The sequence below is a fragment of the Exiguobacterium sp. s35 genome (assembly GCF_018617535.1).
GTDB lineage: Bacteria > Bacillota > Bacilli > Exiguobacteriales > Exiguobacteriaceae > Exiguobacterium > Exiguobacterium aestuarii.
On sequence record NZ_JACSKI010000001.1, the window covers coordinates 361,574 to 381,694 of the forward strand.

The following is a 20,121-nucleotide window of genomic DNA, read 5'->3' on the forward strand; positions in this document are numbered from 1 at the left end:
TTTTAAATAAGAGAGGAATAACTACATGAACGTAAGAACAAACCTTCGTAACGTAGCCATCATCGCTCACGTTGACCACGGTAAAACAACGTTAGTCGATGAATTATTGAAACAGTCTGGTACTTTCCGGACGAACGAGGCAGTCGCAGAACGCGCGATGGACTCGAACGATATCGAACGTGAGCGCGGAATCACAATTCTCGCGAAAAACACGGCAATCGATTACAAAGACACACGCATCAACATCGTAGATACGCCAGGTCACGCAGACTTTGGTGGGGAAGTTGAGCGAATCATGCGTATGGTTGATGGCGTTATTCTCGTCGTCGATGCGCGTGAAGGCTGTATGCCACAGACTCGCTTCGTATTGAAAAAAGCACTCGACCAAGGACTTCGTCCGATCGTCGTTGTTAACAAAATCGATAAGCCGATGGTTCGCCCACTCGACGTTGTCGATGAAGTCGTCGATCTCTTGATCGATCTTGGCGCAGATGAAGATCAACTTGAATTCCCTGTCGTCTATACATCGGCTGTCAGCGGTTCAAGTTCGTTCGATCCTGATCCAGCAAACCAAGAAGACACGATCACACACGTGCTCGATACAATTCTTGAAAACACACCAGCTCCAGTGGATAACTCAGATGAGCCACTTCAATTCCAAGTGACGATGCTCGACTACGATAACTACCTCGGTCGTATCGGTGTAGGTCGCGTCTTCCGTGGGAAAATCAAAGTCGGTGAGCAAGTATCGCTCTGTAAGACAGACGGTACAGTGAAGCAACTCCGTGTCACGAAATTGTTCGGTTACTTCGGCCTCAAGCGCGTTGAAATCGAAGAAGCTAAAGCAGGTGACTTGATCGCTATCGCCGGGATGGAAGACATCAACGTTGGTGAGACAGTTACGCCAGTCGGTAAAGAAGAGCCACTTCCGCTCCTTCGTATCGATGAGCCAACACTTCAAATGCGCTTCATGACGAACAACTCGCCGTTCGCAGGACGTGAAGGGGACTTCGTCACTGCACGTAAGATCGAAGAGCGTTTGATGAAACAACTTGAGACAGACGTGTCACTTCGTGTGGAAAACACGGATTCTCCTGACCAATGGATCGTATCAGGACGCGGTGAGCTTCACCTCGGTATCTTGATCGAGAACATGCGTCGTGAAGGCTACGAGCTTCAAGTATCGAAGCCACAAGTTATCATCCGTGAAGACGAAAACGGTACGAAAGTTGAGCCGTTTGAGCGCGTGATCATCGACGTACCAGAAGAGTACACAGGTTCAGTCATGGAGTCGATCGGTCTCCGTAAAGGTGAACTTGCCAACATGAACACGAACGATAACGGTCAGACACGTATGGAATTCATCGTTCCATCACGCGGACTCATCGGTTACCGTAACGAATTCTTGTCGGCGACACGTGGATACGGAATCTTGAACCACACGTTCGAAGAGTACCGTCCGTATATCGCAGCTGATATCGGTGGTCGTCGCAGTGGTGTTATGGTTTGTATCGAAAACGGGAAGTCAACGGCTTACTCAATCGGTGCACTCGAAGACCGTGGAACGATCTTCATCGAGCCAGGTACGGATGTATACGAAGGAATGATCATCGGTGAATGTAACCGTGACGTCGACCTTGCGATTAACGCCGTTAAAGGGAAGCAGTTGACAAACATGCGTGCTTCAGCAAAAGACTCGACACAAGTCTTGAAACGTCCGCGCGTCTTCTCACTTGAAGAGTCGCTCACGTTCTTGAACGATGACGAGTACTGTGAAATCACGCCAGAGTCAATCCGTCTTCGTAAGAAAATCTTGAACAAGAACGAACGCGAGAAAGCTGACAAGCGTCGTAAACTTGGTAAAGAATAAGTAGTAGAAAAGGGAACGCTTCGGCGTTCCCTTTTGCATGGAATAGTGTAGAATGGATGTGTATGAAATAAAGGGGGACTCTTTGTCTTGAAAGCTTCTCAAACAATCGATATCACACAAATTGATGTTCCGTGGATTGCCTCGATGCTAGGTGTCGGGAGCGACCCGAACGATTTTTCGGTCGGATTCAACGCACTCGTTGTCACGGTCATCTTACTGACGATTCTCGTCTTTAAGCTTGGTTTTGCAAAACAATTGGCATGGTGGAAATCACTGATCGTCTATATTCTACTTGCACTTGGCGCAGGGACGATGGCGCTCGTCTTTTTCACATGGCCGATTCCAGAAGTACTTGCTGTCATGGCCATCGTGTTGGCCATCTATCGCGGTCGTCTTTGGTGGAACCGTCGTCAGGATGCAGTCGAGTCATAAAAAATACGGGCGTCTCTTCGGAGGCGCCCGTTTTCATTACCAATTTCGCTTTTGTCGAAATGTAGGATATAACTTGAATTGTCCAGATGCGGCGCGTTCAGCCGTACGTTCGCTGATTCGCTCCTGACAGTCTTGACACATATACGTTTTAGCCGGCTTGTTGCGCAATCGTTTTGCTTCAAACGACCATGAGTCGATTGTTTCGATTTTATCGCAAAGAGAACATTTTACACGCATCTTCTCACCTTCCTCTATAGGATGAGTATAGCATGATTTCATTCGTTGAAAGCAGGGAATTGAATCGATAAGGGAGAATGGTACAACCATACCCGGTTAAAAGGAGGGGAGTTGAATGGCGAGTAAGGCAACGTTTGAATTGACAGCCGCTCAACAGCGATTGTTGAATGACATGCCGTTAACATTTCTCGTCGGTTTTGATGAGGCAAAGCGTTGGCCAATCAGCCACGCCATCAGTTGGGTGCAAGCACTCGACAAGGACACGATGCGGTTCGCTTTAACCAAGAATTCGCATATCGTGACGATTTTATCAACCGAAAAGACAGCAGGTCTCATCTTTATCGAAGATGGTCAGTCCTATCATGTTTTACTTTCATCCATTCGAGAATTTGAACCAGCGGTAAAACCGAGCCTTCATCTTCGTTTTTTTGAAGGACATGTCGAAGAAGTGAGAAATATCTCATTTTATGGTGCAGCATACGCTCAGCCCGAAATTACGAAAACGTATGATATCCGAGCGGCGGAAAAATTAGACCGTGAAGTGAAAGAAAGTCTTCATTCTTGATTACCATCCTATAGTCGAGGGGCGGCAAAGTCTATGAAAAAAACGTATGTACTCGATACGAACGTACTCCTACATGATCCGCTATCCTTATTTCAATTTGAAGAACATGACGTGGTCATCCCGGCCATTGTCTTAGAAGAACTTGATGGTAAAAAACGAAACATGGATGAGGTCGGGCGGAACGCCCGTGAAACGTCGCGTGTTCTAGACCAGCTCCGAACTTCGGGGAAACTTCATGACGGCGTCCCACTTGAAAACGGTGGACGTCTCTTTGTCGAGATTGGACACGAACACGAAGTCGATATTCCATTCGACGTGATGACGAACGATAACCGCATCCTACTCGTTGCCTTAAAATTAATGAAACAATACGAGCATGACACGAACCATAAAGTCGTCGTCGTCTCAAAAGATATATTGGTCCGTGTGAAGGCGGACGCGATCGGAATTGATGCCGAAGACTATCTGACCGACCATATCGTCGATACGACGAATTTGTATGCCGGCTATCGTGAAATCGAGGTCGATCAGGCACTCATCGATGAATTTTATAAAGTACGCCAACTTCCGACATCCGCATTGACGAAACAAACGTTATATCCGAATTCGTTCGTCGTGTTAAAAAGTAACGTGTCGAAAGCGAGTGCGCTCGCGGTGGTCGACACGCTCCAACCGATTGTTCGTCCGCTAGCGCTCGACGCTGACCACATCTGGGGAATTCATCCACGAAACGTCCAGCAACGCATGGCGCTCGACTTATTGTTGCGAGATGACATTCCGTTCGTCACGTTACTCGGGAAAGCGGGAACCGGAAAGACGCTCCTTGCCCTAGCGGCAGGACTCTCACTCGTTGAGGACGAGCAACGATACAATAAGCTCGTCGTCGCCCGACCGGTCGTCCCGATGGGGAACGATATCGGCTACTTGCCAGGAGAGATGGAAGAAAAACTACGTCCATGGATGCAACCGATCTATGATAATCTAGAATTTCTCTTCAGTGCCAATTCAAAAGATGAGCTAGGGAATATTCTGGCCGGCATGAAATCGATTCAACTCGAAGCGCTCACTTATATTCGAGGAAGAAGCATGCCCGACCAGTTCATCATCATCGACGAAGCTCAAAACTTAACGAAACATGAAATCAAGACGATTCTCACCCGAGTCGGGGAGAACTCGAAAATTGTTCTCGTCGGTGACCCGTACCAAATCGACCATCCGTATTTAGATGAATATTCGAACGGATTGACATACGCCGTTGAACGATTCAAAGGACAAAATGTCTTCGGTCACGTCCAATTGGTAAAAGGGGAGCGTTCGTCTCTCGCAAGATTGGCGGCCGACTTGTTATAAGCGAGATACACAAATAACGCCGAGCTAAGCGCTCGGCGTTATTTTGTATCGAGTTGTAGCGATTGGACGTTCGTCCGTTCTAAAAAGGCGTTTGAAATCATGATCAATCCTGTGACGATGAACAGTGCGGAAAATCCGAAGTGTGCTACGATTTGGGATCCAAATAGCGGTCCGAGTAGATTTCCCATGAACTGAGCGGACTGATTATAGGAAAAGATTCTTCCGGTTGCAGCGGTTGGTGTATGCTGCCGCAGCAACGACTGAACGGATGGCATCAATGCAGCGGTCGCAAATCCAATCCCGAAGCGTAACAGAATGAGTTGGGTCGTCGATGTGACGAATGCTTGCGGGATTAAGAATAAACTGTAGAGTAGCAGTGCCCAAAATAAGATCCGTTCTGCCCCGTATCGGTCCGATAATCGTCCGAGACGTTGCGCCGAAAAGAGAGCGGCGAGCCCAGGGGCAGATGCGACAATCCCTGCCATGAAGGCAAGTGCGGTCGTATGCGGATTTAATTCACGTACATATAACGTCAAGAGTGGTCCGATTGATTGTGTTGAGAACTGGATGAGGAACGTTGTCACAAACAACCCGACAATCAATTGCGGATGCCGCAGTGAGGCGAAAATGGACTTCACTGAAGCGAGTTCATCACGTTTCACTGGGACAAAGTCTTCTTTTACGAACCAGAGCGTGATGAGGAATGTGAGGAAGAGTGCACTTCCGGTAAAGAGAAAAACGGATCGAAGCCCAATCCAGTCTGCAAGTAGTCCGCCGATGAGCGGGCCGAGTAGACCACCAGTGATTCCACCGGTCGACAAGGTACCGAGCGCCCAGCCACTTTTCTCTTTTGGGGTTTGGGAAGCGACTAAGGTGATACCGGCTGAGATAAATCCAGAAACGGCACCCATGAGTAAACGCAACCCGACCAGTTGATACACGTCTTGCACAAAACTAATGAGAAACATCACGATGGCCATTCCGAGGCTTGCTCGGATAAGCATCAACTTTCTCCCTTTTTGGTCAGCCAGACGTCCCCACATCGGGGAAACGATGGCGGCCACGAGGAACGTCGCGCCGAACGCGATCGCCGACCAAGTGACGACATGGTCAGGGTCCTTTACACCGAGTTGTTCAATAAACAACGGCAGGAAGGGGAGGACGAGACTCATTGAAGCGGCGGTCAAGAAGCTACCGATCCAAACAACTATTAAATTTCGTTTCCAAAGAGGCATCGTAAGCGTCACGACCTTTCATATTCAATTTGTAGTCAATACACTACATATTACACTTTGTGAAGTAAAAAGTCCAAAAAATGAGAAGGAAAGTTCCTTCTCATTGATTGCTCAGTACGGTTATGTGATTCACTTGGCGAATGACCTGATCTTCATATAATACATAGACCGGTCCGTCAGCGAGTACTTTCCCGTCTTTTGAAAATTGTAAGTACACGCGTGATGCTTCGCTAAGCGACAGCGTCAACACCGTTTCTCCGTAAAAACGGACGTGTGTGGCCATATCAATTGGTTCGGCATTGTTCAAAAATGGTGCGAGCGGCATCGCGAACGAATCGCGCAAAGCTGCGTCTTTATCTTGACGAGACATCGGCTTATTGTGGTCGATTCTTGTTCCTTGTGATAGACCATCGTCCCATGCTTTCCCCATTTTCGCATAGTAAGCCTCACGGTCATTCTCGGTCACCGAGTCCAATTCTTCAATCTTTCGTTTTCGGTCGTCAAAAATCCATACGGTCGGATCGATCGTCAAACTGTGACGAACCGCTCCGTCTAGTGGAAAAATCATGCTTACATCCCCCTTTATACACATTACACGTTTCATTATAGCGCTCTTTCTCGTAAAATGGAAAAGAGGAAGAATGTCGCAATCATCCATACTGTACATTGAATTATGATGAAAGATAATGTACAGTTGAGTTATGACAAACAGTCTGTCATCGTACGGAGGAGGGGTCGTAGTGGCGACAAATTTGGCTGCAATCCAACGGGAGCAAGCGCTTCAGTTACTCGAGGCGGATGCTGAAAAAATCCGTTGTCTGATTGAAGTGCAGTTAGAAAACCTAAAAATGCCGAAGTGCCCGCTTTATGAAGAGGTGCTTGATACACATATGTTTGGACTATCGCGCCAAATTGATTTTGCGGTTCGTCTTGGACTCATTTCAGACATTGAAGGTAAAGGACTGCTCGATTCATTGGAACAAAAGTTGTCTGCCTTGGCAGAAGCTTCAGAATTATGAACCTTATACTCAAACTGTGCAAGTGGCGCTGTTTGAGTATTTTTTTATAAAGGTTGTCGGATTGTTTTACATAAGGAAGTGAATACATGAAAACACGGTTTCGGTATTTTGATTTTGCGTTGTTTTTGTCAGTGCTCTTACTCGTCGGGATCAGTTCGATCATGATTTACAGTGCGAGCGTTTGGAATCGTGGGGACTATGCGAATAGCAGCTTGTTCTATCGCCAGCTCGTCTACGTAGGAATCGGGATCTTTGTCTACTTGATTGCGACGCTGTTCCGCTATGAGATGTTTCGGAAGAAAAGCATTCGTCTCAGTCTCTATGCGGTCTCTGTCATCTTGCTATTTGTTACATGGGCGATGCCACCATTGAACGGGGCACGGGCTTGGCTCATCATCGGCGGATTTACTATTCAACCGGTCGAGATTGCCAAATTCGTTCTCATCATACTGCTTGCGAACTATTACCACGAGCTATGGAATAATGAGTTAAAAGGACTACCGGGACGTCTCGCTCGGGCTGCCATCGTGAAAAAAGGGTGGCGCGCTCAAATTGGTGCCTTCTTCTTAGTACCTGTTCTCTTTTACTTCTCATTCTACGCCATCGCCATCAATGGGCAACCAGACATGGGAGGATTATTCGTCCTCGGATCAATCATGCTTCTCATGTGGTTCGGAGTCGGGGCGCCACTTCGAATCATGATTCCAGGGATTTTAGCCGGTGTCGGTGCTGTGTTCTTATTGTTCACGACAATCTTCTCAGAGAATCAACGGAGCCGGATTGAGGTCGTGTTCAACCCGTTCATGGACCCGGAAGGATACGGTCATCAGTTGCTCATGTCGATCATCTCGATCGTACATGGTGGATTGACCGGTGTCGGACTCGGGAACAGTTTTCAAAAGTATGGGTATTTACCAGAACCTGAAACCGACTATATTATGTCAATCATTGCTGAAGAGTTAGGGTTCTTCGGTGTGCTGACGGTTTTGGTACTACTCTTCTTCATCGCGTTTCGCGCGATTCATATTGCCAATCATGCAGATAGTCATTTTGCGATGTTCGTCTCGTTTGGCATTGCATCACAAATCATCATTCAAACAGCCATCAATATCGGTGCGATGTCTGGTTGGTTCCCAGGGACAGGGGTGACCTTGCCGCTGGTCAGTTATGGGGGAACATCGCTGATTATGATGATGGGTGTTCTCGGGGTACTTAGTAGTATCTCGATGCGTAACCGTCATCGAGAAGCGACACGACGAGAAGAAATTCGGGTGAAGTCCGAAGAGAACGTTCAACGTTCATCGCTTCATGTGGTCAGGTAAGAAACATTTAAATTAATTTAACGGGGGGATTTCATTTGAAACCAATTAAAAAGTTACTTGTTGCAAACCGTGGGGAGATTGCCATTCGCGTATTTCGAGCGGCAACTGAGTTAGGCATTCGGACTGTAGCCGTCTATTCGCAAGAAGATAGCGGTTCATTACATCGCTTTAAAGCCGATGAAGCCTACTTGGTAGGACTCGATAAGAAGCCGATTGATGCGTACCTCGATATCGAAGGTGTCATTCGTATCGCCAAGGAATCAGGTAGTGACGCGATTCACCCGGGATATGGTTTCCTTTCAGAAAACATTGACCTCGCACGACGTTGCCGTGAAGAGGGCATCATCTTTGTGGGTCCACACGAGTCGCACTTGCATGCGTTCGGGGACAAAGTGCGGGCACGTCAGAGTGCGATTGCTGCAGGTCTTCCTGTCATCCCAGGCTCGAACGGTCCGCTCACATCGTATGAAGATGCAGAAGCGTTTGCGAACGAACACGGCTTCCCACTCATGGTCAAAGCATCAATGGGTGGCGGAGGACGCGGGATGCGTGTCATCCGTACAGAAGCGGAAATGAAAGATCTCATCGAGCGCGCGAAATCGGAAGCGAAACAAGCGTTTGGTTCTGATGAAGTGTACATAGAGAAATTAGTCGAACGTCCAAAGCACATCGAGGTTCAAATTCTCGGAGATGAGCACGGTCACATCGTTCACTTGTTCGAGCGTGACTGTTCAGTGCAGCGCCGACATCAAAAGGTCGTCGAAGTGGCACCGTGTGTGACATTATCCGAAGAATCACGTCAAGCGATTTGTGATGCGGCGGTTCAACTTATGCGTCACGTCGGATACGTCAACGCCGGTACGGTTGAATTTTTAGTGACGGAAGACGAATCATTCTACTTCATCGAAGTAAACCCACGCGTCCAAGTTGAGCATACAATCACAGAGATGGTCACAGGGTTTGACATCGTTCAAACGCAATTGATGATTGCACAAGGAGAATCGCTTCACGGTGATATGATTCAAATGCCGAAGCAAGAGGACATTAAACTTCTCGGTTATGCGATTCAATCACGTGTTACGTCAGAAGACCCAGGGAACAACTTCATGCCGGATACTGGGAAAATCATGGCATACCGTTCTCCAGGTGGTTTTGGTGTCCGTCTTGACGGCGGAAACGCGTACGTCGGTGCAGAAATTTCACCGTACTACGATTCACTTCTCGTGAAACTGTCGACGCATGGTATGACATTCGAACAAGCCGCTTCGAAAATGGTGCGAAACTTGAACGAGTTCCGAATTCGTGGAATCAAGACGAACATCCCATTCTTGATTAACGTCATGAAGCATCCGAACTTCATCAATGGGGACTACAACACGTCATTCATCGATGAGACGCCAGAACTTTTCGTCTTCCCGAAACGAAAAGACCGTGGTACGAAGTTGTTGAACTATATCGGCGATGTGACAGTGAACGGATTCCCAGGAGTCGGTCTGAAAGACAAACCGATCAGCCGCTCGGTACGTATCCCGCAAGACCTACCGACAGAAGCAAAACCGGGAACGAAACAAATCTTGACGGAACTCGGTCCAGACGGCCTGGCTGACTGGATCAAACGTCAACCGGAACTGTTATTGACGGATACGACGATGCGTGACGCGCACCAGTCATTGCTTGCGACGCGCATGCGGACGCAAGACATTCTCAATATCGCAGAGCCGACAAGCAAACTGATGCCAGAATTGTTCTCAGTCGAAGCATGGGGTGGAGCGACGTTCGATGTCGCATACCGCTTCTTGTCAGAAGACCCATGGGTACGTCTCATGAAGCTTCGTGAGAAGATGCCGAACGTCTTGATTCAAATGTTGCTTCGCGGCGCGAACGCGGTCGGGTATAAAAACTATGCGGACAACGTCATTGAGAAGTTCGTGCATGAAGCGGCGTATGCAGGAGTCGACGTATTCCGAATCTTCGACAGTCTTAACAACCTAGAGTCGATTCAATTAGCAATTGATGCGACGTTACCGACAGGAAAAGTAGCGGAGGCGGCGATTTGTTATACAGGTGACTTGTATGACGGAAACCGTCCGAAATATCATCTTCCGTACTACATTGACCTTGCGAAGAAACTTGAGGCGAGTGGTGCGCATATTCTAGCCATTAAAGATATGGCCGGCTTATTGAAGCCGGAATCAGCCTATGCGCTCGTGTCAGCATTGAAAGATGCGGTCGATTTGCCGATTCACTTGCATACACACGATGCTTCAGGGAACGGGATCTTCACTTACGCACGTGCGACGGATGCTGGTGTCGACATCGTCGACGTTGCCGCAAGCTCGATGTCAGGGATGACATCGCAACCTTCAGGTGGAAGTTTAGTCTACGCGCTCAACCACCACGAACGTCAGCCGAAGATTGATCCGAAACAATATGAAGTGATCAGTGATTACTGGCAAGACGTGCGCCACAACTACGAACCGTTCGAAAGTGATATGCGCGCACCGCATCCGTCTGTATACGAACACGAGATGCCAGGTGGTCAATATTCGAACCTTCAGCAACAAGCGAAAGCAGTCGGGCTTGGAGACCGTTGGGGAGAAGTGAAAGCGATGTATGCCCGTGTCAACATGTTGTTCGGAGATATCGTCAAGGTTACCCCTTCTTCAAAAGTCGTCGGTGACATGGCGCTCTTCATGGTGCAGCACAACTTGACAGAAGAGGATGTGATGACGCGTGGCCATCAACTCGACTTCCCGGACTCGGTCGTCGAGATGATGCGCGGCGAGTTAGGTACACCTCCTGGCGGTTTCCCGAAAGATGTCCAACAAGTCATCTTAAAAGGGGAGGAGCCACTGAACGTTCGTCCAGGTAAACTGATCAAGCCATATGACTTTGAATCAGCACGCCAAGAGTTGTTCGAGAAGTTTGAGCGACCGGTCACAGACTTTGAGCTTCTTGCCCACGCGCTCTATCCGAAAGTATACGAAGACTATGTCAAACATACGACGACGTACGGTGACGTATCCGTCCTCGACACGTTGACATTCTTCTACGGATTAAACGTTGGTGAGACGATTCAAGTTGAGATCGAGACAGGGAAGACGTTGATCATCAAGCTCGTACAAGTGAGTGCGGCAAACGAAGATGGCATTCGTCTCGTCTCTTATGAGATGAACGGCGTACCACGTGAGATCGAGATTAAAGACGTGAACGTCAAATCAGCGACAACGAGTCGTCCGAAAGTGGATCGTTCGAACCCGAAACAAGTCGGTGCCTCAATGCCGGGCTCTGTTTTGAAAGTGTTAGTCGAGCCAGGAAGCCGTGTTCATCGTGGAGAGCAACTGCTCGTCACGGAAGCGATGAAGATGGAAACGACGATTCAGGCAGCACAAGATGGCGAGATCAAAGCCATCCATATTAAAGAAGGCGACACAATACAAAGTGACGACTTGTTGATTGAATTTGTATAATCAAAAGAAGCATAGTTCGCTATGCTTCTTTTTTTGTAGATGGGAGTGGAAATGATGAAACGAGTATGTTGGTTTAGATCTGATTTTAGATTGACCGATAATCATATGCTTCACCGTGCGCTGAACGATATGGAAGAGGGGGATGACCTCGCTTTCGTCTTTTGGCTAAACCCGAAATACTGTGATCCGTTTGAAGTCCGTCACGATTATTTCTTCTCGACGATGCGAACGTTTATGGATGACTTGGAGACAAAAGGTTTGGGGCTTCGAGTGCTCGTTGCGGAAACGGAGAAGGATTTCGTGGAACAGCTCGGGGAGATAGATGCGCTATACTTCAATGCGGAGTATGTAGAACCGTTTAAACAGCGAGACGACAGTGTCATCGAGGCACTTGGTGAAGAAGTCAAAGTCGTCCGACTCCTTGATCGGCATCTGTTTCATCCCGATGCGTTCAGTACGAAGAGTGGAGACCCGTATAAAGTGTTCACCCCGTTCAAAAAAGCGGCTTATGCCGAGCAACCGCCGAAACCGTACGATGTCGATATCGATCGTTTAACGGATTTCATCAGCTCGAAAAACGAGCAGCCGAGTGAACTGAAAGACTTGTTCAAACGCTGTGAGCGAGAGTGGAAAGGGCTAGGGGAGACCGAGGCGAAGAAGCGGTTGACGCGCTTCGTCAATGATCGGATGGTCGATTATGAAGAAAAACGTGACATCCCGAGTATTGCCGGGACGAGCCGGTTATCCCCATACTTACGGACCGGTGTATTATCGATTCGTACGATTACCGAGCAGGTGCTGGCCGCCAGAAAATCTAAAGGACGCGACACGTATTACGACGAACTGTTGTGGCGCGAATTTTATTATATGGTGATGGCGAAGTTCAAAGGATTGAAAGATCAACCGTTCAATGACAAATACAAATCGCTCGAATGGGAAGACAATGAGGAGCAGTTCGAAAAGTGGTGTAACGGGGAGACGGGTTATCCGATTGTCGATGCAGCGATGCGTCAATTGAATGAGACCGGATGGATGCACAACCGTCTACGCATGATTGTCGCATCTTTCTTGACGAAACACCTTCTTCTCGATTGGCGGAAAGGGGAACGGTATTTCGAGAGGAAGTTGATTGATTACGAGGCCTCTTCGAATATCGGGGGTTGGCAATGGGCCGCCTCGGTCGGGACGGACGCTGTTCCGTATTTCCGTATTTTTAATCCGACGACGCAATCTGAACGGTTCGACCCAGATGGGACGTTCATCCGGAAGTATGTGCCGGAGCTGAAACATGTGACAGACAAATCGATTCATTTTCCGGACCCGTCAGAGCGAGACAATTATGCGATGCCGCTCGTCGACCATAAAGAAGCGAGAGAGCGTGCCCTCGAACGATTTAAAGAATTGTAAGTAAAAAAGCGCCGCGGCGCTTTTTTACTTACTTATCCGTTCATGTCTTTCAATTGTGAATCACTTTGTCGGTCCGTCGAACGGTACGCGTGGTAAGCGAGATAGGACAGGATGCCGAAGTAACAAGTGATCAAGAAGGCATGGAGGAGCGGCACATATGTGGCATGCCCGCCGAGTACGATCCATGCGCCAGTCCCGACTTGAAGAAGAATGAAGAAAAGGGACGCCATCATGCCGCGTTCGATTAATCGATTCGTCTCTTTTCGAGTAAGGTAGAGGACATACAACGTGTACAAGACAAGTAGTCCAGCCATCACACGGTGACCCATTTGAACATAAGACTCAAACGTCCACACTTCTTGTTCACAAATCGGCCAACCGACACAAGCGTATGTAGCACCGAGGTGACGGACATAGGCTCCTGTGTACACGACGATCATCGTGTAAATCGAAAGACCGTAAAGATGAGATCTCAACCGTCTCGATACGACTTTATGCTCTCGGTCACCTTCGAATAATAGAATCGTCAAAATGAGTAGCGATGCAAACGAGACGAGAGAAATCCCGAAGTGAAGGGCCAAGATGGCATCTGATTGTTGCCAAATAACCGCCCCTGCTCCAATGATTGATTGGATGAGCATAAAGATAAATGCAAGAAACGCAAAGATTTTTACATCGACACGATGTTTGACCGCGATGAACGTCCAAATGGCGAGTGCGATGATCAAGAGACCTTCGATTCCCGAGACGACGCGGTGACTGTACTCGATCATCGTCTCAACACTTGGATTGGTCGGAATCAACTTACCGTGACAGAGTGGCCAGTCTGTTCCACAACCATCCCCTGAGTCTGTCTTCGTCACGGTTCCACCCATGATGAGGACAAGCATCATTCCGAGGGTGACAAACCCTGAGAAAAACGCGAGTTTTTTATGCATGCAATACCACCTGCTTCTAATCAAAATCCGTTAAAAATGTACCTTGTTTATTTATATTTTTTTCGCCATACTTATTATACGGCTTTCCGTTCAAAAAACGAAATGGAAAAGCTTGCAATCGTTATCAAAAACGTTATTCTAATATTAGTAAGGCACATAAGGTGTGACAAATATCACACTATTGACACAAAAAACTCGCTATTTTACAAGCATAAAGGGCGTATTTTATAAAAAAATATGGTATCTTTGTAGAGAGTTAAGTGTATTTTGTTCATATTGTGTTTTTTCTGTGAAGAGAATGCGAGGATTTCGTGATTATGTGGGGGGGTCAGTATGACAAAAGTCAACCCAGGAATGACTGTAGATGTAGAATATACAGAGTCAACGTCATTCCGAGATTACGTCGCCTTAGCGAAAATGGGAATCGTTCGTGCCAACTTGATGTTGGTGTTTGCAGGTTTCTTCGTGGCAGCGACGTATCAGAGCGATACGCCAGTCCTTTATTTGTTTGAAGTTTGGCCACAGCTCTTATTAACGATGTTAGGAAGCGCACTCGTGATTTCGGGGAGTTGTTACCTAAACAACTTTGTGGACCGAGATATCGATTACTTAATGGATCGTACGGACAATCGACCGAGTGTAAACGGCAAGATTTCAGGGGAGAAGATTTTACTCCTCGGATTGACACAACTTGCGTTAGGAACTCTGTTATTGCTCCTTGTATCGTACGTCGCCGCTGTATTCGGTTTAATCGGGGCATTTTTTTATGTCGTGATTTATACGATGTGGCTGAAGCGTACGAGTACGCTCAATACGGTCGTCGGTAGTATTTCAGGAGCCGTTCCACCGCTCATCGGTTGGGCAGCGCTCGACCCGGCACTTCATATCGATGCGTGGCTCATGTTTCTTGTCATGTTCTTATGGCAACCACCTCACTTCCTAGCGCTCGCTATGCGACGCACAGAAGAGTATCGAGCGGCAGGCATTCCGATGCTTCCGGTCGTGAACGGATTTGCCATCACAAAACGGCAAATCATCTGGTGGATTGCGACGCTGATTCCGGCATCGCTCTTATTTATGCACTATGGTCTTGTTTACTTGACAGTCGCAGCCGGTTTAGGGGGCTACTGGTTGTATCTCGGATTGAAAGGATTCAATGCCGAGGATGAAATTAAGTGGGCAAACAAAATGTTCTTCTATTCATTAATTTATTTAGTCGTGTGGATTATCGCGCTGATTTTGACAGCACTCTGATGATTGCACTCACTATATAGAAAACCATTACACATCATTTTGGGAGAAAGTGGGGATTGTTGTGAAATCATTTAAGAAGCTTCTGTTTGGCATCGTCCCGATGATGATGTTCGCAGTCCTGTTGTCAGGTTGCGGTCAAGAGGGATTGTCTGCATTGAAGCCGATGGGAGAAGGCGCTGAGCTTCAGCTCCGCATCATTCTCATCAGTTTGGCAATCATGCTCTTCGTACTCATCATCGTATCGGTCATTTACGTGTACGTGCTCATGAAGTTCCGTCGGAAAGATGAATCGATTCCGAAGCAAGTTGAAGGTAGCAGTACACTTGAGATGATTTGGACAGTCGTTCCGATTATCCTTCTCATCATTCTCGCTGTTCCGACAATCACAACGACTGTCGAACTCGCGAAAGCGAAAGAAGCAAAAAAAGAAGAAGAAATCAACGTTACAGCAAACTTGTACTGGTGGGAATTTGAATATCCAGAAGCAGGTGTTGTGACAGGTCAAGAACTCGTCATCCCAGTTGGAAAACGAGTCGGCATCAACTTGACATCAAAAGATGTCATTCACTCATTCTGGGTACCAGCTTTATCTGGTAAAACAGATACGAACCCAGGACTTGATAACGAAATGTGGTTACATGCAAATGAACCAGGTACTTACTACGGGAAATGTGCAGAGCTTTGCGGTCCGTCACATGCCCTTATGGACTTTAAAGTCATCGCGCTCGAGCAAGAAGAATACGATCAATGGCTCGCTGACATGAAAGCCAAGCAAGACGAGAACGGTGAGAAACTCGTCGCAGACAACACGAACTTGACGACAGGTGAAGAAGTGTATGTTCAAAGCTGCTTGAGCTGTCACGGCGGCGGTAAAGTTGCACCAAGTTTAACGAACTTCGGCGATCGCGAATGGCTCGCAGGTTACCTCGAAAACAACGAGGACAACTTGAAAGAGTGGATTCGTAACCCGCAAGATAAGAAACAAGGGGCTCTCATGCCAGGTTTCAATGAAGGTCAAATCAGCAACGAAGAATTAGACGCACTCGTTGACTTCTTGTATGAGCAGAAGATTGACTAACGGGAAAAGGGGGATTTCACGTGGCACAGACCACTGCAATGCAGCAATCGCGTAAATACAATGGCATCATGGATTGGATTACGACGGTTGACCACAAAAAAATCGGTATTTTGTATTTGTTCTCAGGAATCTTCTTCCTCCTTCTCGGTGGAATTGAAGCATTACTGATTCGTTGGCAACTTGTTAAACCAATGAACGATTTCGTCAGCGGTGAAACGTTTAACCAATTAATTACGATGCACGGGACGACAATGATCTTCCTAGCGGCGATGCCGATGCTATTCGGTTTCATGAACGCCGTCGTACCACTTCAAATCGGGGCACGCGACGTTGCGTTCCCATTCATTAACTCATTAGGTTTTTGGTTGTTCTTCTTCGGTGGAGTCATGCTTAACTTGAGCTGGTTCTTCGGAGCAGCACCGAACGCAGGGTGGACAGCTTACGCTCCACTTTCGACACAACCGGAAGCAACAGGGGTAGACTTCTACGCCCTCGGTCTTCAGATTTCAGGTTTCGGTTCATTGATGGCCGGGATTAACTTCCTCGTCACCATCTTGAACATGCGTGCGCCAGGTATGAAGCTCATGCGCATGCCGCTCTTCACATGGACGACTTTCGTTGCATCGGCATTGATCGTCTTCGCATTCCCGCCACTTACGGTCGGATTGTTCATGTTGATGTTCGAGCGACTCTTTGGAGCCGCATACTTCGACCCAGCACTTGGTGGGAACGTTGTCATCTGGGAACACCTTTTCTGGATCTTCGGTCACCCGGAAGTATACATTTTGATCTTACCGGCATTCGGTATTTTCTCGGAAATCATTCCAACATTTGCGCGTAAACGCCTCTTCGGTTACACGACGATGGTCTTCGCGACAATGCTCATCGGTTTCCTTGGATTCATGGTTTGGGTTCACCATATGTTCACAGTCGGTCTTGGTCCAGTTGCGAACTCGATCTTCGCTGTTGCGACGATGGCGATCGCCGTACCGACCGGTGTTAAAATCTTTAACTGGCTCTTCACACTGTGGGGCGGTCAAATTAAATTCAACGTGGCGATGCTTTACTCAGTCGCGTTCATTCCTTCATTCCTCGTTGGTGGGATGACAGGGGTTATGCTTTCAGTCGCACCGGCCGACTATCAGTACCACGACAGCTATTTCGTTGTCGCTCACTTCCACTACGTTATCGTAGGTGGGGTTGTATACGGTCTCTTCGCAGGTCTTTACTACTGGTTCCCACTCATGTTCGGAAAAGCCCTTTCTGAAAAGCTTGGATACTGGCAGTTCTGGTTGTTCTTTATCGGGTTCCACTTGACGTTCTTCCCGCAACACTTCCTCGGATTGTTCGGTATGCCACGTCGAGTCTTCACGTACCTTGGTGGTCAAGGTTGGGACACACTTAACATGCTTTCGACAGCCGGAGCATTCTTCATGGGTGTATCAACGATTATCTTGCTCATCGCTGTTGTGAAAGCTTTCTTGTCAAAAGAACGCGTCAAACCAGACTACTGGGGAGACGGACGTACGCTTGAGTGGACACTTCCTGTTCCGACTCCAGAGTACAACTTTGCACAAACGCCACTCGTTAAAGGACTTGATACGTTCTGGCTCGAGAAAATGGCAGGAAACAAACGCGTGTCAGTCGCTGAAGAAGTTTCGGACATCCACATGCCGAACAACTCGCTCATTCCGTTCTTCATGTCACTCGGCCTCTTTATCGCAGGACTTGGAGCAATCTTCCACTTGGATAACGCAGTCGTCGGTTGGTCATTGATCGGATTTGGATTAGCGATGACGTTCGTCTCGATGTTCCTACGTTCTTGGATTGACGATCACGGCTACTACATTCCGAAGTCACAAGTCGAAGCAGACTTGAAAGCGATTCGTGAGAAAGGAGAACAATAAATGGCACATGCAGTAGAAAAACACCCAGTGACCGGTATCCCGGCCAATCCAGAGAAAGCAACGCTGGAAGGGAAAAATAAATATGTGGCCTTCTGGTTCTTCCTTGGTGGAGAGACAGTCCTCTTCGCCTCGCTCTTTGGAACGTACGTTGGTCTCTTGAACTCTGGTGCGCCAGAGGAGTTACGCTCGTATAACATTTTTGAAATGGAGCTCGTCTTCATTATGACGATGCTCCTCCTCACAAGTTCACTGACAAGTGTCCTTGCGATGATGAACATGAAAGCAAACAATCCAGGGCGTATGAAGCTTTGGTTGATTGTGACGCTCCTTCTTGGTGCAGGATTCCTCGGTGCTGAGATTTACGAGTTCATTCACTACTACCACATCGGTCACACGTTCACGTCGAGCGCATTCGGTTCAGCCTTCTACACGTTGGTCGGCTTCCACGGCGCGCACGTTACGTTCGGTCTCCTTTGGATCACGACACTTTTGATTCGCAACTGGAACCGTCCAATCGATGTGTACAACGCACCGAAGTTTTATGTATCAAGTCTTTACTGGCACTTCATCGATGTTGTTTGGGTCTTCATCTTCTCAATCGTCTACCTCTTAGGGATGGTGAACTAATATGGAAAAACGAGCAATGAACGAATCGCACAAACAATTAGAGCTTGAAGTAAAAGCAGAATCGAAGCGCGAGTATCAACTTCAGTTGATCAGCTTCGCCATGATGATTTTACTCACGTTCGTGGCATTCGGTGCCGTTTATGCGGAACTGATGCCAGTCTGGGCAGCAGGTGGTTTCTTAATCATCTTGGCAGTCATCCAAGTTTTCCTACAGTTGTATATTTTCATGCATATGAATAACCGTGGGAACACATGGATTGTCGGCATGATGTGGTTAGGCATCTTCGTCGCCATCATCACGGTCGCGGCACTACGCTTACTCATTTGGTAATTGTGACAAAGGATTGAACATCTGTGGAAACACGGATGATTCGGTCCTTTTTCCTTTACTTCAAAAATGAATGAATAGTAATCTTGAAGTGAACGGTTTCAAAGGTTAGGGAGAGAAAGAAAAGGGGTGAACGGATGCTCTGGAATACGTCGGAGCTGCTCAATCAATTTGATTGGCTCACGTTATGGAGTCCGCTGTTCGGATTGCTCATGGTCGGGATTTATGTGTTATACGCCGTCGTGACAGAGAGAATGGCGAAGCGAGGATATGCCTCGACCACGTTATTACAAAAGTTTAGTATGTTGTTTGCGATTGTCTTGTATTATATCGGTTTCGGAAGTCCAATCGATGTGTTGGCACATATCATTTTATCGGTGCATATGTTCCAAATGGTGCTCGTCTATATTTTGGCACCGGCACTCGTCGTTTATGGTCTACCGTACTGGGTGTTTGAAAAAGTACTTAGCTTCAAATTCATTGGGCCAACGTTTAAGTTTTTAACAAAGCCACTCATCGCGCTCATTTTATTCAACGCATTGTTCTCGATTTATCACATGCCGGTCGTATTTGACTATGTCTTGACGAACTATGGCGTACACCGCATCTTCCACGGTGCATTAGTCGTCTTTAGTTTGACGATGTGGTACCCGGTCATCGTTCCGCTCGTGACGGACGAAGAGGAAGGCATGTCCGACTTAAAACGTATGGTGTATATCATCGCCAACGGAGTGTTGTTAACACCAGCCTGTGCGCTCATCATCTTCAGTCAAACGACGCTATATAATGCGTATACGGACCCGGAGACGTTCGCTAGGGTACTTGGATACTGTCTACCGAATGGTGACGTGTCGGGGATTAACTTAGAGGCGCTCATGGGAGCGACGAACAGTGCGCTCGAAGATCAACGATTCGGTGGCGTCTTGATGAAACTCGGTCAAGAAATCGTCTACGGCTTCTTCTTCGGCTGGACGTTCTTCGGTTGGGTCCGCCGTACAAAATCTCTTGCGCTGGATGAAGGCATGTCATTCACTCCGCAAGAAACAAACGAGAAAAATTAAACAGAACAAAAGGGGAAACAT

The 20,121-nt window shown here is 47.6% G+C and carries 18 protein-coding genes; 14 read left to right on the forward strand and 4 right to left on the reverse strand.

All coding sequences use genetic code 11. The annotated features are described in order from the left end of the window. Nucleotides 1-25: 25 nt before the first annotated feature. Both typA and KNO75_RS01860 read left to right on the forward strand, forming a co-directional pair. Nucleotides 26-1,870: a translational GTPase TypA gene (gene typA / locus KNO75_RS01855; protein ID WP_214819560.1), complete on the forward strand. Its 1,845-nt coding sequence runs from the start codon at nucleotides 26-28 to the stop codon at nucleotides 1,868-1,870. Nucleotides 1,871-1,957: 87 nt separating this feature from the next. Continuing rightward, nucleotides 1,958-2,302 carry a YlaH-like family protein gene (locus KNO75_RS01860; protein ID WP_074034961.1) on the forward strand — a complete coding sequence of 115 codons (345 nt, stop codon included), beginning with the start codon at nucleotides 1,958-1,960 and terminating at the stop codon, nucleotides 2,300-2,302. A gap of 36 nt (nucleotides 2,303-2,338) precedes the next feature. Here KNO75_RS01860 and KNO75_RS01865 read toward each other — a convergent pair whose 3' ends face one another. Further along, on the reverse strand, nucleotides 2,339-2,539 hold the full coding sequence (locus KNO75_RS01865; RefSeq protein ID WP_214819563.1) for a YlaI family protein: 201 nt from the start codon (nucleotides 2,537-2,539) through the stop codon (nucleotides 2,339-2,341). Between the two features lie 115 nt (nucleotides 2,540-2,654). Here KNO75_RS01865 and KNO75_RS01870 point away from each other — a divergent pair, with 115 nt between their 5' ends. Both KNO75_RS01870 and KNO75_RS01875 read left to right on the forward strand, forming a co-directional pair. Continuing rightward, on the forward strand, nucleotides 2,655-3,104 hold the full coding sequence (locus tag KNO75_RS01870) for a PNPOx family protein (RefSeq protein WP_214695585.1): 450 nt from the start codon (nucleotides 2,655-2,657) through the stop codon (nucleotides 3,102-3,104). Nucleotides 3,105-3,137: 33 nt separating this feature from the next. Then, nucleotides 3,138-4,454: a PhoH family protein gene (locus KNO75_RS01875; RefSeq protein WP_214750046.1), complete on the forward strand. Its 1,317-nt coding sequence runs from the start codon at nucleotides 3,138-3,140 to the stop codon at nucleotides 4,452-4,454. Nucleotides 4,455-4,492: 38 nt separating this feature from the next. Here the strand turns inward: KNO75_RS01875 and KNO75_RS01880 are convergent, their stop codons facing one another. Further along, complete coding sequence (locus KNO75_RS01880) at nucleotides 4,493-5,689, reverse strand: multidrug efflux MFS transporter (protein ID WP_214819565.1); 1,197 nt, start codon at nucleotides 5,687-5,689, stop codon at nucleotides 4,493-4,495. A gap of 100 nt (nucleotides 5,690-5,789) precedes the next feature. Further along, nucleotides 5,790-6,257 (reverse strand): hypothetical protein, encoded by a 468-nt coding sequence (locus KNO75_RS01885; RefSeq protein WP_214819567.1) that lies wholly within the window; start codon nucleotides 6,255-6,257, stop codon nucleotides 5,790-5,792. A 172-nt stretch (nucleotides 6,258-6,429) separates the two neighbouring features. Between KNO75_RS01885 and KNO75_RS01890 the strand changes: the two genes are divergently transcribed. The 4 genes from KNO75_RS01890 to KNO75_RS01905 all read left to right on the forward strand — a co-directional run bounded on the left by KNO75_RS01890 (nucleotide 6,430) and on the right by KNO75_RS01905 (nucleotide 12,907). Then, nucleotides 6,430-6,708 carry an Fpa/YlaN family protein gene (locus KNO75_RS01890; protein WP_015881276.1) on the forward strand — a complete coding sequence of 93 codons (279 nt, stop codon included), beginning with the start codon at nucleotides 6,430-6,432 and terminating at the stop codon, nucleotides 6,706-6,708. 86 nt (nucleotides 6,709-6,794) lie between these two features. After that, nucleotides 6,795-8,030, forward strand: a complete 1,236-nt coding sequence (locus KNO75_RS01895; RefSeq protein ID WP_214819568.1) for an FtsW/RodA/SpoVE family cell cycle protein — start codon at nucleotides 6,795-6,797, stop codon at nucleotides 8,028-8,030. Between the two features lie 35 nt (nucleotides 8,031-8,065). Beyond that, a complete protein-coding gene (locus KNO75_RS01900; protein WP_214783958.1) occupies nucleotides 8,066-11,500 on the forward strand; it encodes a pyruvate carboxylase in 3,435 nt (1,144 codons plus the stop codon). A 54-nt stretch (nucleotides 11,501-11,554) separates the two neighbouring features. Next, nucleotides 11,555-12,907, forward strand: coding sequence for a cryptochrome/photolyase family protein (locus KNO75_RS01905; protein ID WP_214819570.1), 1,353 nt, complete (start codon nucleotides 11,555-11,557; stop codon nucleotides 12,905-12,907). A gap of 32 nt (nucleotides 12,908-12,939) precedes the next feature. On the opposite strand, the gene KNO75_RS01910 is transcribed toward KNO75_RS01905, so the two are convergent. Further along, on the reverse strand, nucleotides 12,940-13,845 hold the full coding sequence (locus KNO75_RS01910) for a COX15/CtaA family protein (protein WP_214819572.1): 906 nt from the start codon (nucleotides 13,843-13,845) through the stop codon (nucleotides 12,940-12,942). 333 nt (nucleotides 13,846-14,178) lie between these two features. On the opposite strand from KNO75_RS01910, the gene cyoE reads away from it, so the two are divergent. The 6 genes from cyoE to KNO75_RS01940 all read left to right on the forward strand — a co-directional run bounded on the left by cyoE (nucleotide 14,179) and on the right by KNO75_RS01940 (nucleotide 20,100). Further along, nucleotides 14,179-15,099, forward strand: a complete 921-nt coding sequence (gene cyoE / locus KNO75_RS01915; RefSeq protein ID WP_214691742.1) for a heme o synthase — start codon at nucleotides 14,179-14,181, stop codon at nucleotides 15,097-15,099. Between the two features lie 100 nt (nucleotides 15,100-15,199). After that, the gene (gene coxB / locus KNO75_RS01920) at nucleotides 15,200-16,177 is read left to right on the forward strand and encodes a cytochrome c oxidase subunit II (protein WP_074035327.1); all 978 of its coding nucleotides are present in this window, start codon (nucleotides 15,200-15,202) and stop codon (nucleotides 16,175-16,177) included. Between the two features lie 38 nt (nucleotides 16,178-16,215). Then, complete coding sequence (gene ctaD, locus KNO75_RS01925) at nucleotides 16,216-18,084, forward strand: cytochrome c oxidase subunit I (protein WP_214821659.1); 1,869 nt, start codon at nucleotides 16,216-16,218, stop codon at nucleotides 18,082-18,084. After that, entirely contained in the window at nucleotides 18,085-18,711 is a 627-nt protein-coding gene (locus KNO75_RS01930) for a cytochrome (ubi)quinol oxidase subunit III (protein ID WP_015881284.1), read from the forward strand. Between the two features lies 1 nt (nucleotide 18,712). Further along, nucleotides 18,713-19,042: a cytochrome C oxidase subunit IV family protein gene (locus tag KNO75_RS01935; RefSeq protein WP_214691743.1), complete on the forward strand. Its 330-nt coding sequence runs from the start codon at nucleotides 18,713-18,715 to the stop codon at nucleotides 19,040-19,042. A 134-nt stretch (nucleotides 19,043-19,176) separates the two neighbouring features. Further along, a complete protein-coding gene (locus KNO75_RS01940) occupies nucleotides 19,177-20,100 on the forward strand; it encodes a cytochrome c oxidase assembly protein (RefSeq protein WP_214691744.1) in 924 nt (307 codons plus the stop codon). Nucleotides 20,101-20,121: the final 21 nt, after the last annotated feature.

What these genes read in the sequence shown, in the direction of transcription:
- typA (WP_214819560.1), top strand. Translation starts at nt 26, where the DNA reads ATGAACGTAAGAACAAACCTTCGTAACGTAGCCATCATCGCTCACGTT.
- KNO75_RS01865 (WP_214819563.1), bottom strand. Translation starts at nt 2,539, where the DNA reads ATGCGTGTAAAATGTTCTCTTTGCGATAAAATCGAAACAATCGACTCA.
- KNO75_RS01870 (WP_214695585.1), top strand. Translation starts at nt 2,655, where the DNA reads ATGGCGAGTAAGGCAACGTTTGAATTGACAGCCGCTCAACAGCGATTG.
- KNO75_RS01875 (WP_214750046.1), top strand. Translation starts at nt 3,138, where the DNA reads ATGAAAAAAACGTATGTACTCGATACGAACGTACTCCTACATGATCCG.
- KNO75_RS01880 (WP_214819565.1), bottom strand. Translation starts at nt 5,689, where the DNA reads ATGCCTCTTTGGAAACGAAATTTAATAGTTGTTTGGATCGGTAGCTTC.
- KNO75_RS01885 (WP_214819567.1), bottom strand. Translation starts at nt 6,257, where the DNA reads ATGATTTTTCCACTAGACGGAGCGGTTCGTCACAGTTTGACGATCGAT.
- KNO75_RS01895 (WP_214819568.1), top strand. Translation starts at nt 6,795, where the DNA reads ATGAAAACACGGTTTCGGTATTTTGATTTTGCGTTGTTTTTGTCAGTG.
- KNO75_RS01905 (WP_214819570.1), top strand. Translation starts at nt 11,555, where the DNA reads ATGAAACGAGTATGTTGGTTTAGATCTGATTTTAGATTGACCGATAAT.
- KNO75_RS01910 (WP_214819572.1), bottom strand. Translation starts at nt 13,845, where the DNA reads ATGCATAAAAAACTCGCGTTTTTCTCAGGGTTTGTCACCCTCGGAATG.
- cyoE (WP_214691742.1), top strand. Translation starts at nt 14,179, where the DNA reads ATGACAAAAGTCAACCCAGGAATGACTGTAGATGTAGAATATACAGAG.
- coxB (WP_074035327.1), top strand. Translation starts at nt 15,200, where the DNA reads ATGATGATGTTCGCAGTCCTGTTGTCAGGTTGCGGTCAAGAGGGATTG.
- ctaD (WP_214821659.1), top strand. Translation starts at nt 16,216, where the DNA reads ATGCAGCAATCGCGTAAATACAATGGCATCATGGATTGGATTACGACG.
- KNO75_RS01930 (WP_015881284.1), top strand. Translation starts at nt 18,085, where the DNA reads ATGGCACATGCAGTAGAAAAACACCCAGTGACCGGTATCCCGGCCAAT.
- KNO75_RS01935 (WP_214691743.1), top strand. Translation starts at nt 18,713, where the DNA reads ATGGAAAAACGAGCAATGAACGAATCGCACAAACAATTAGAGCTTGAA.
- KNO75_RS01940 (WP_214691744.1), top strand. Translation starts at nt 19,177, where the DNA reads ATGCTCTGGAATACGTCGGAGCTGCTCAATCAATTTGATTGGCTCACG.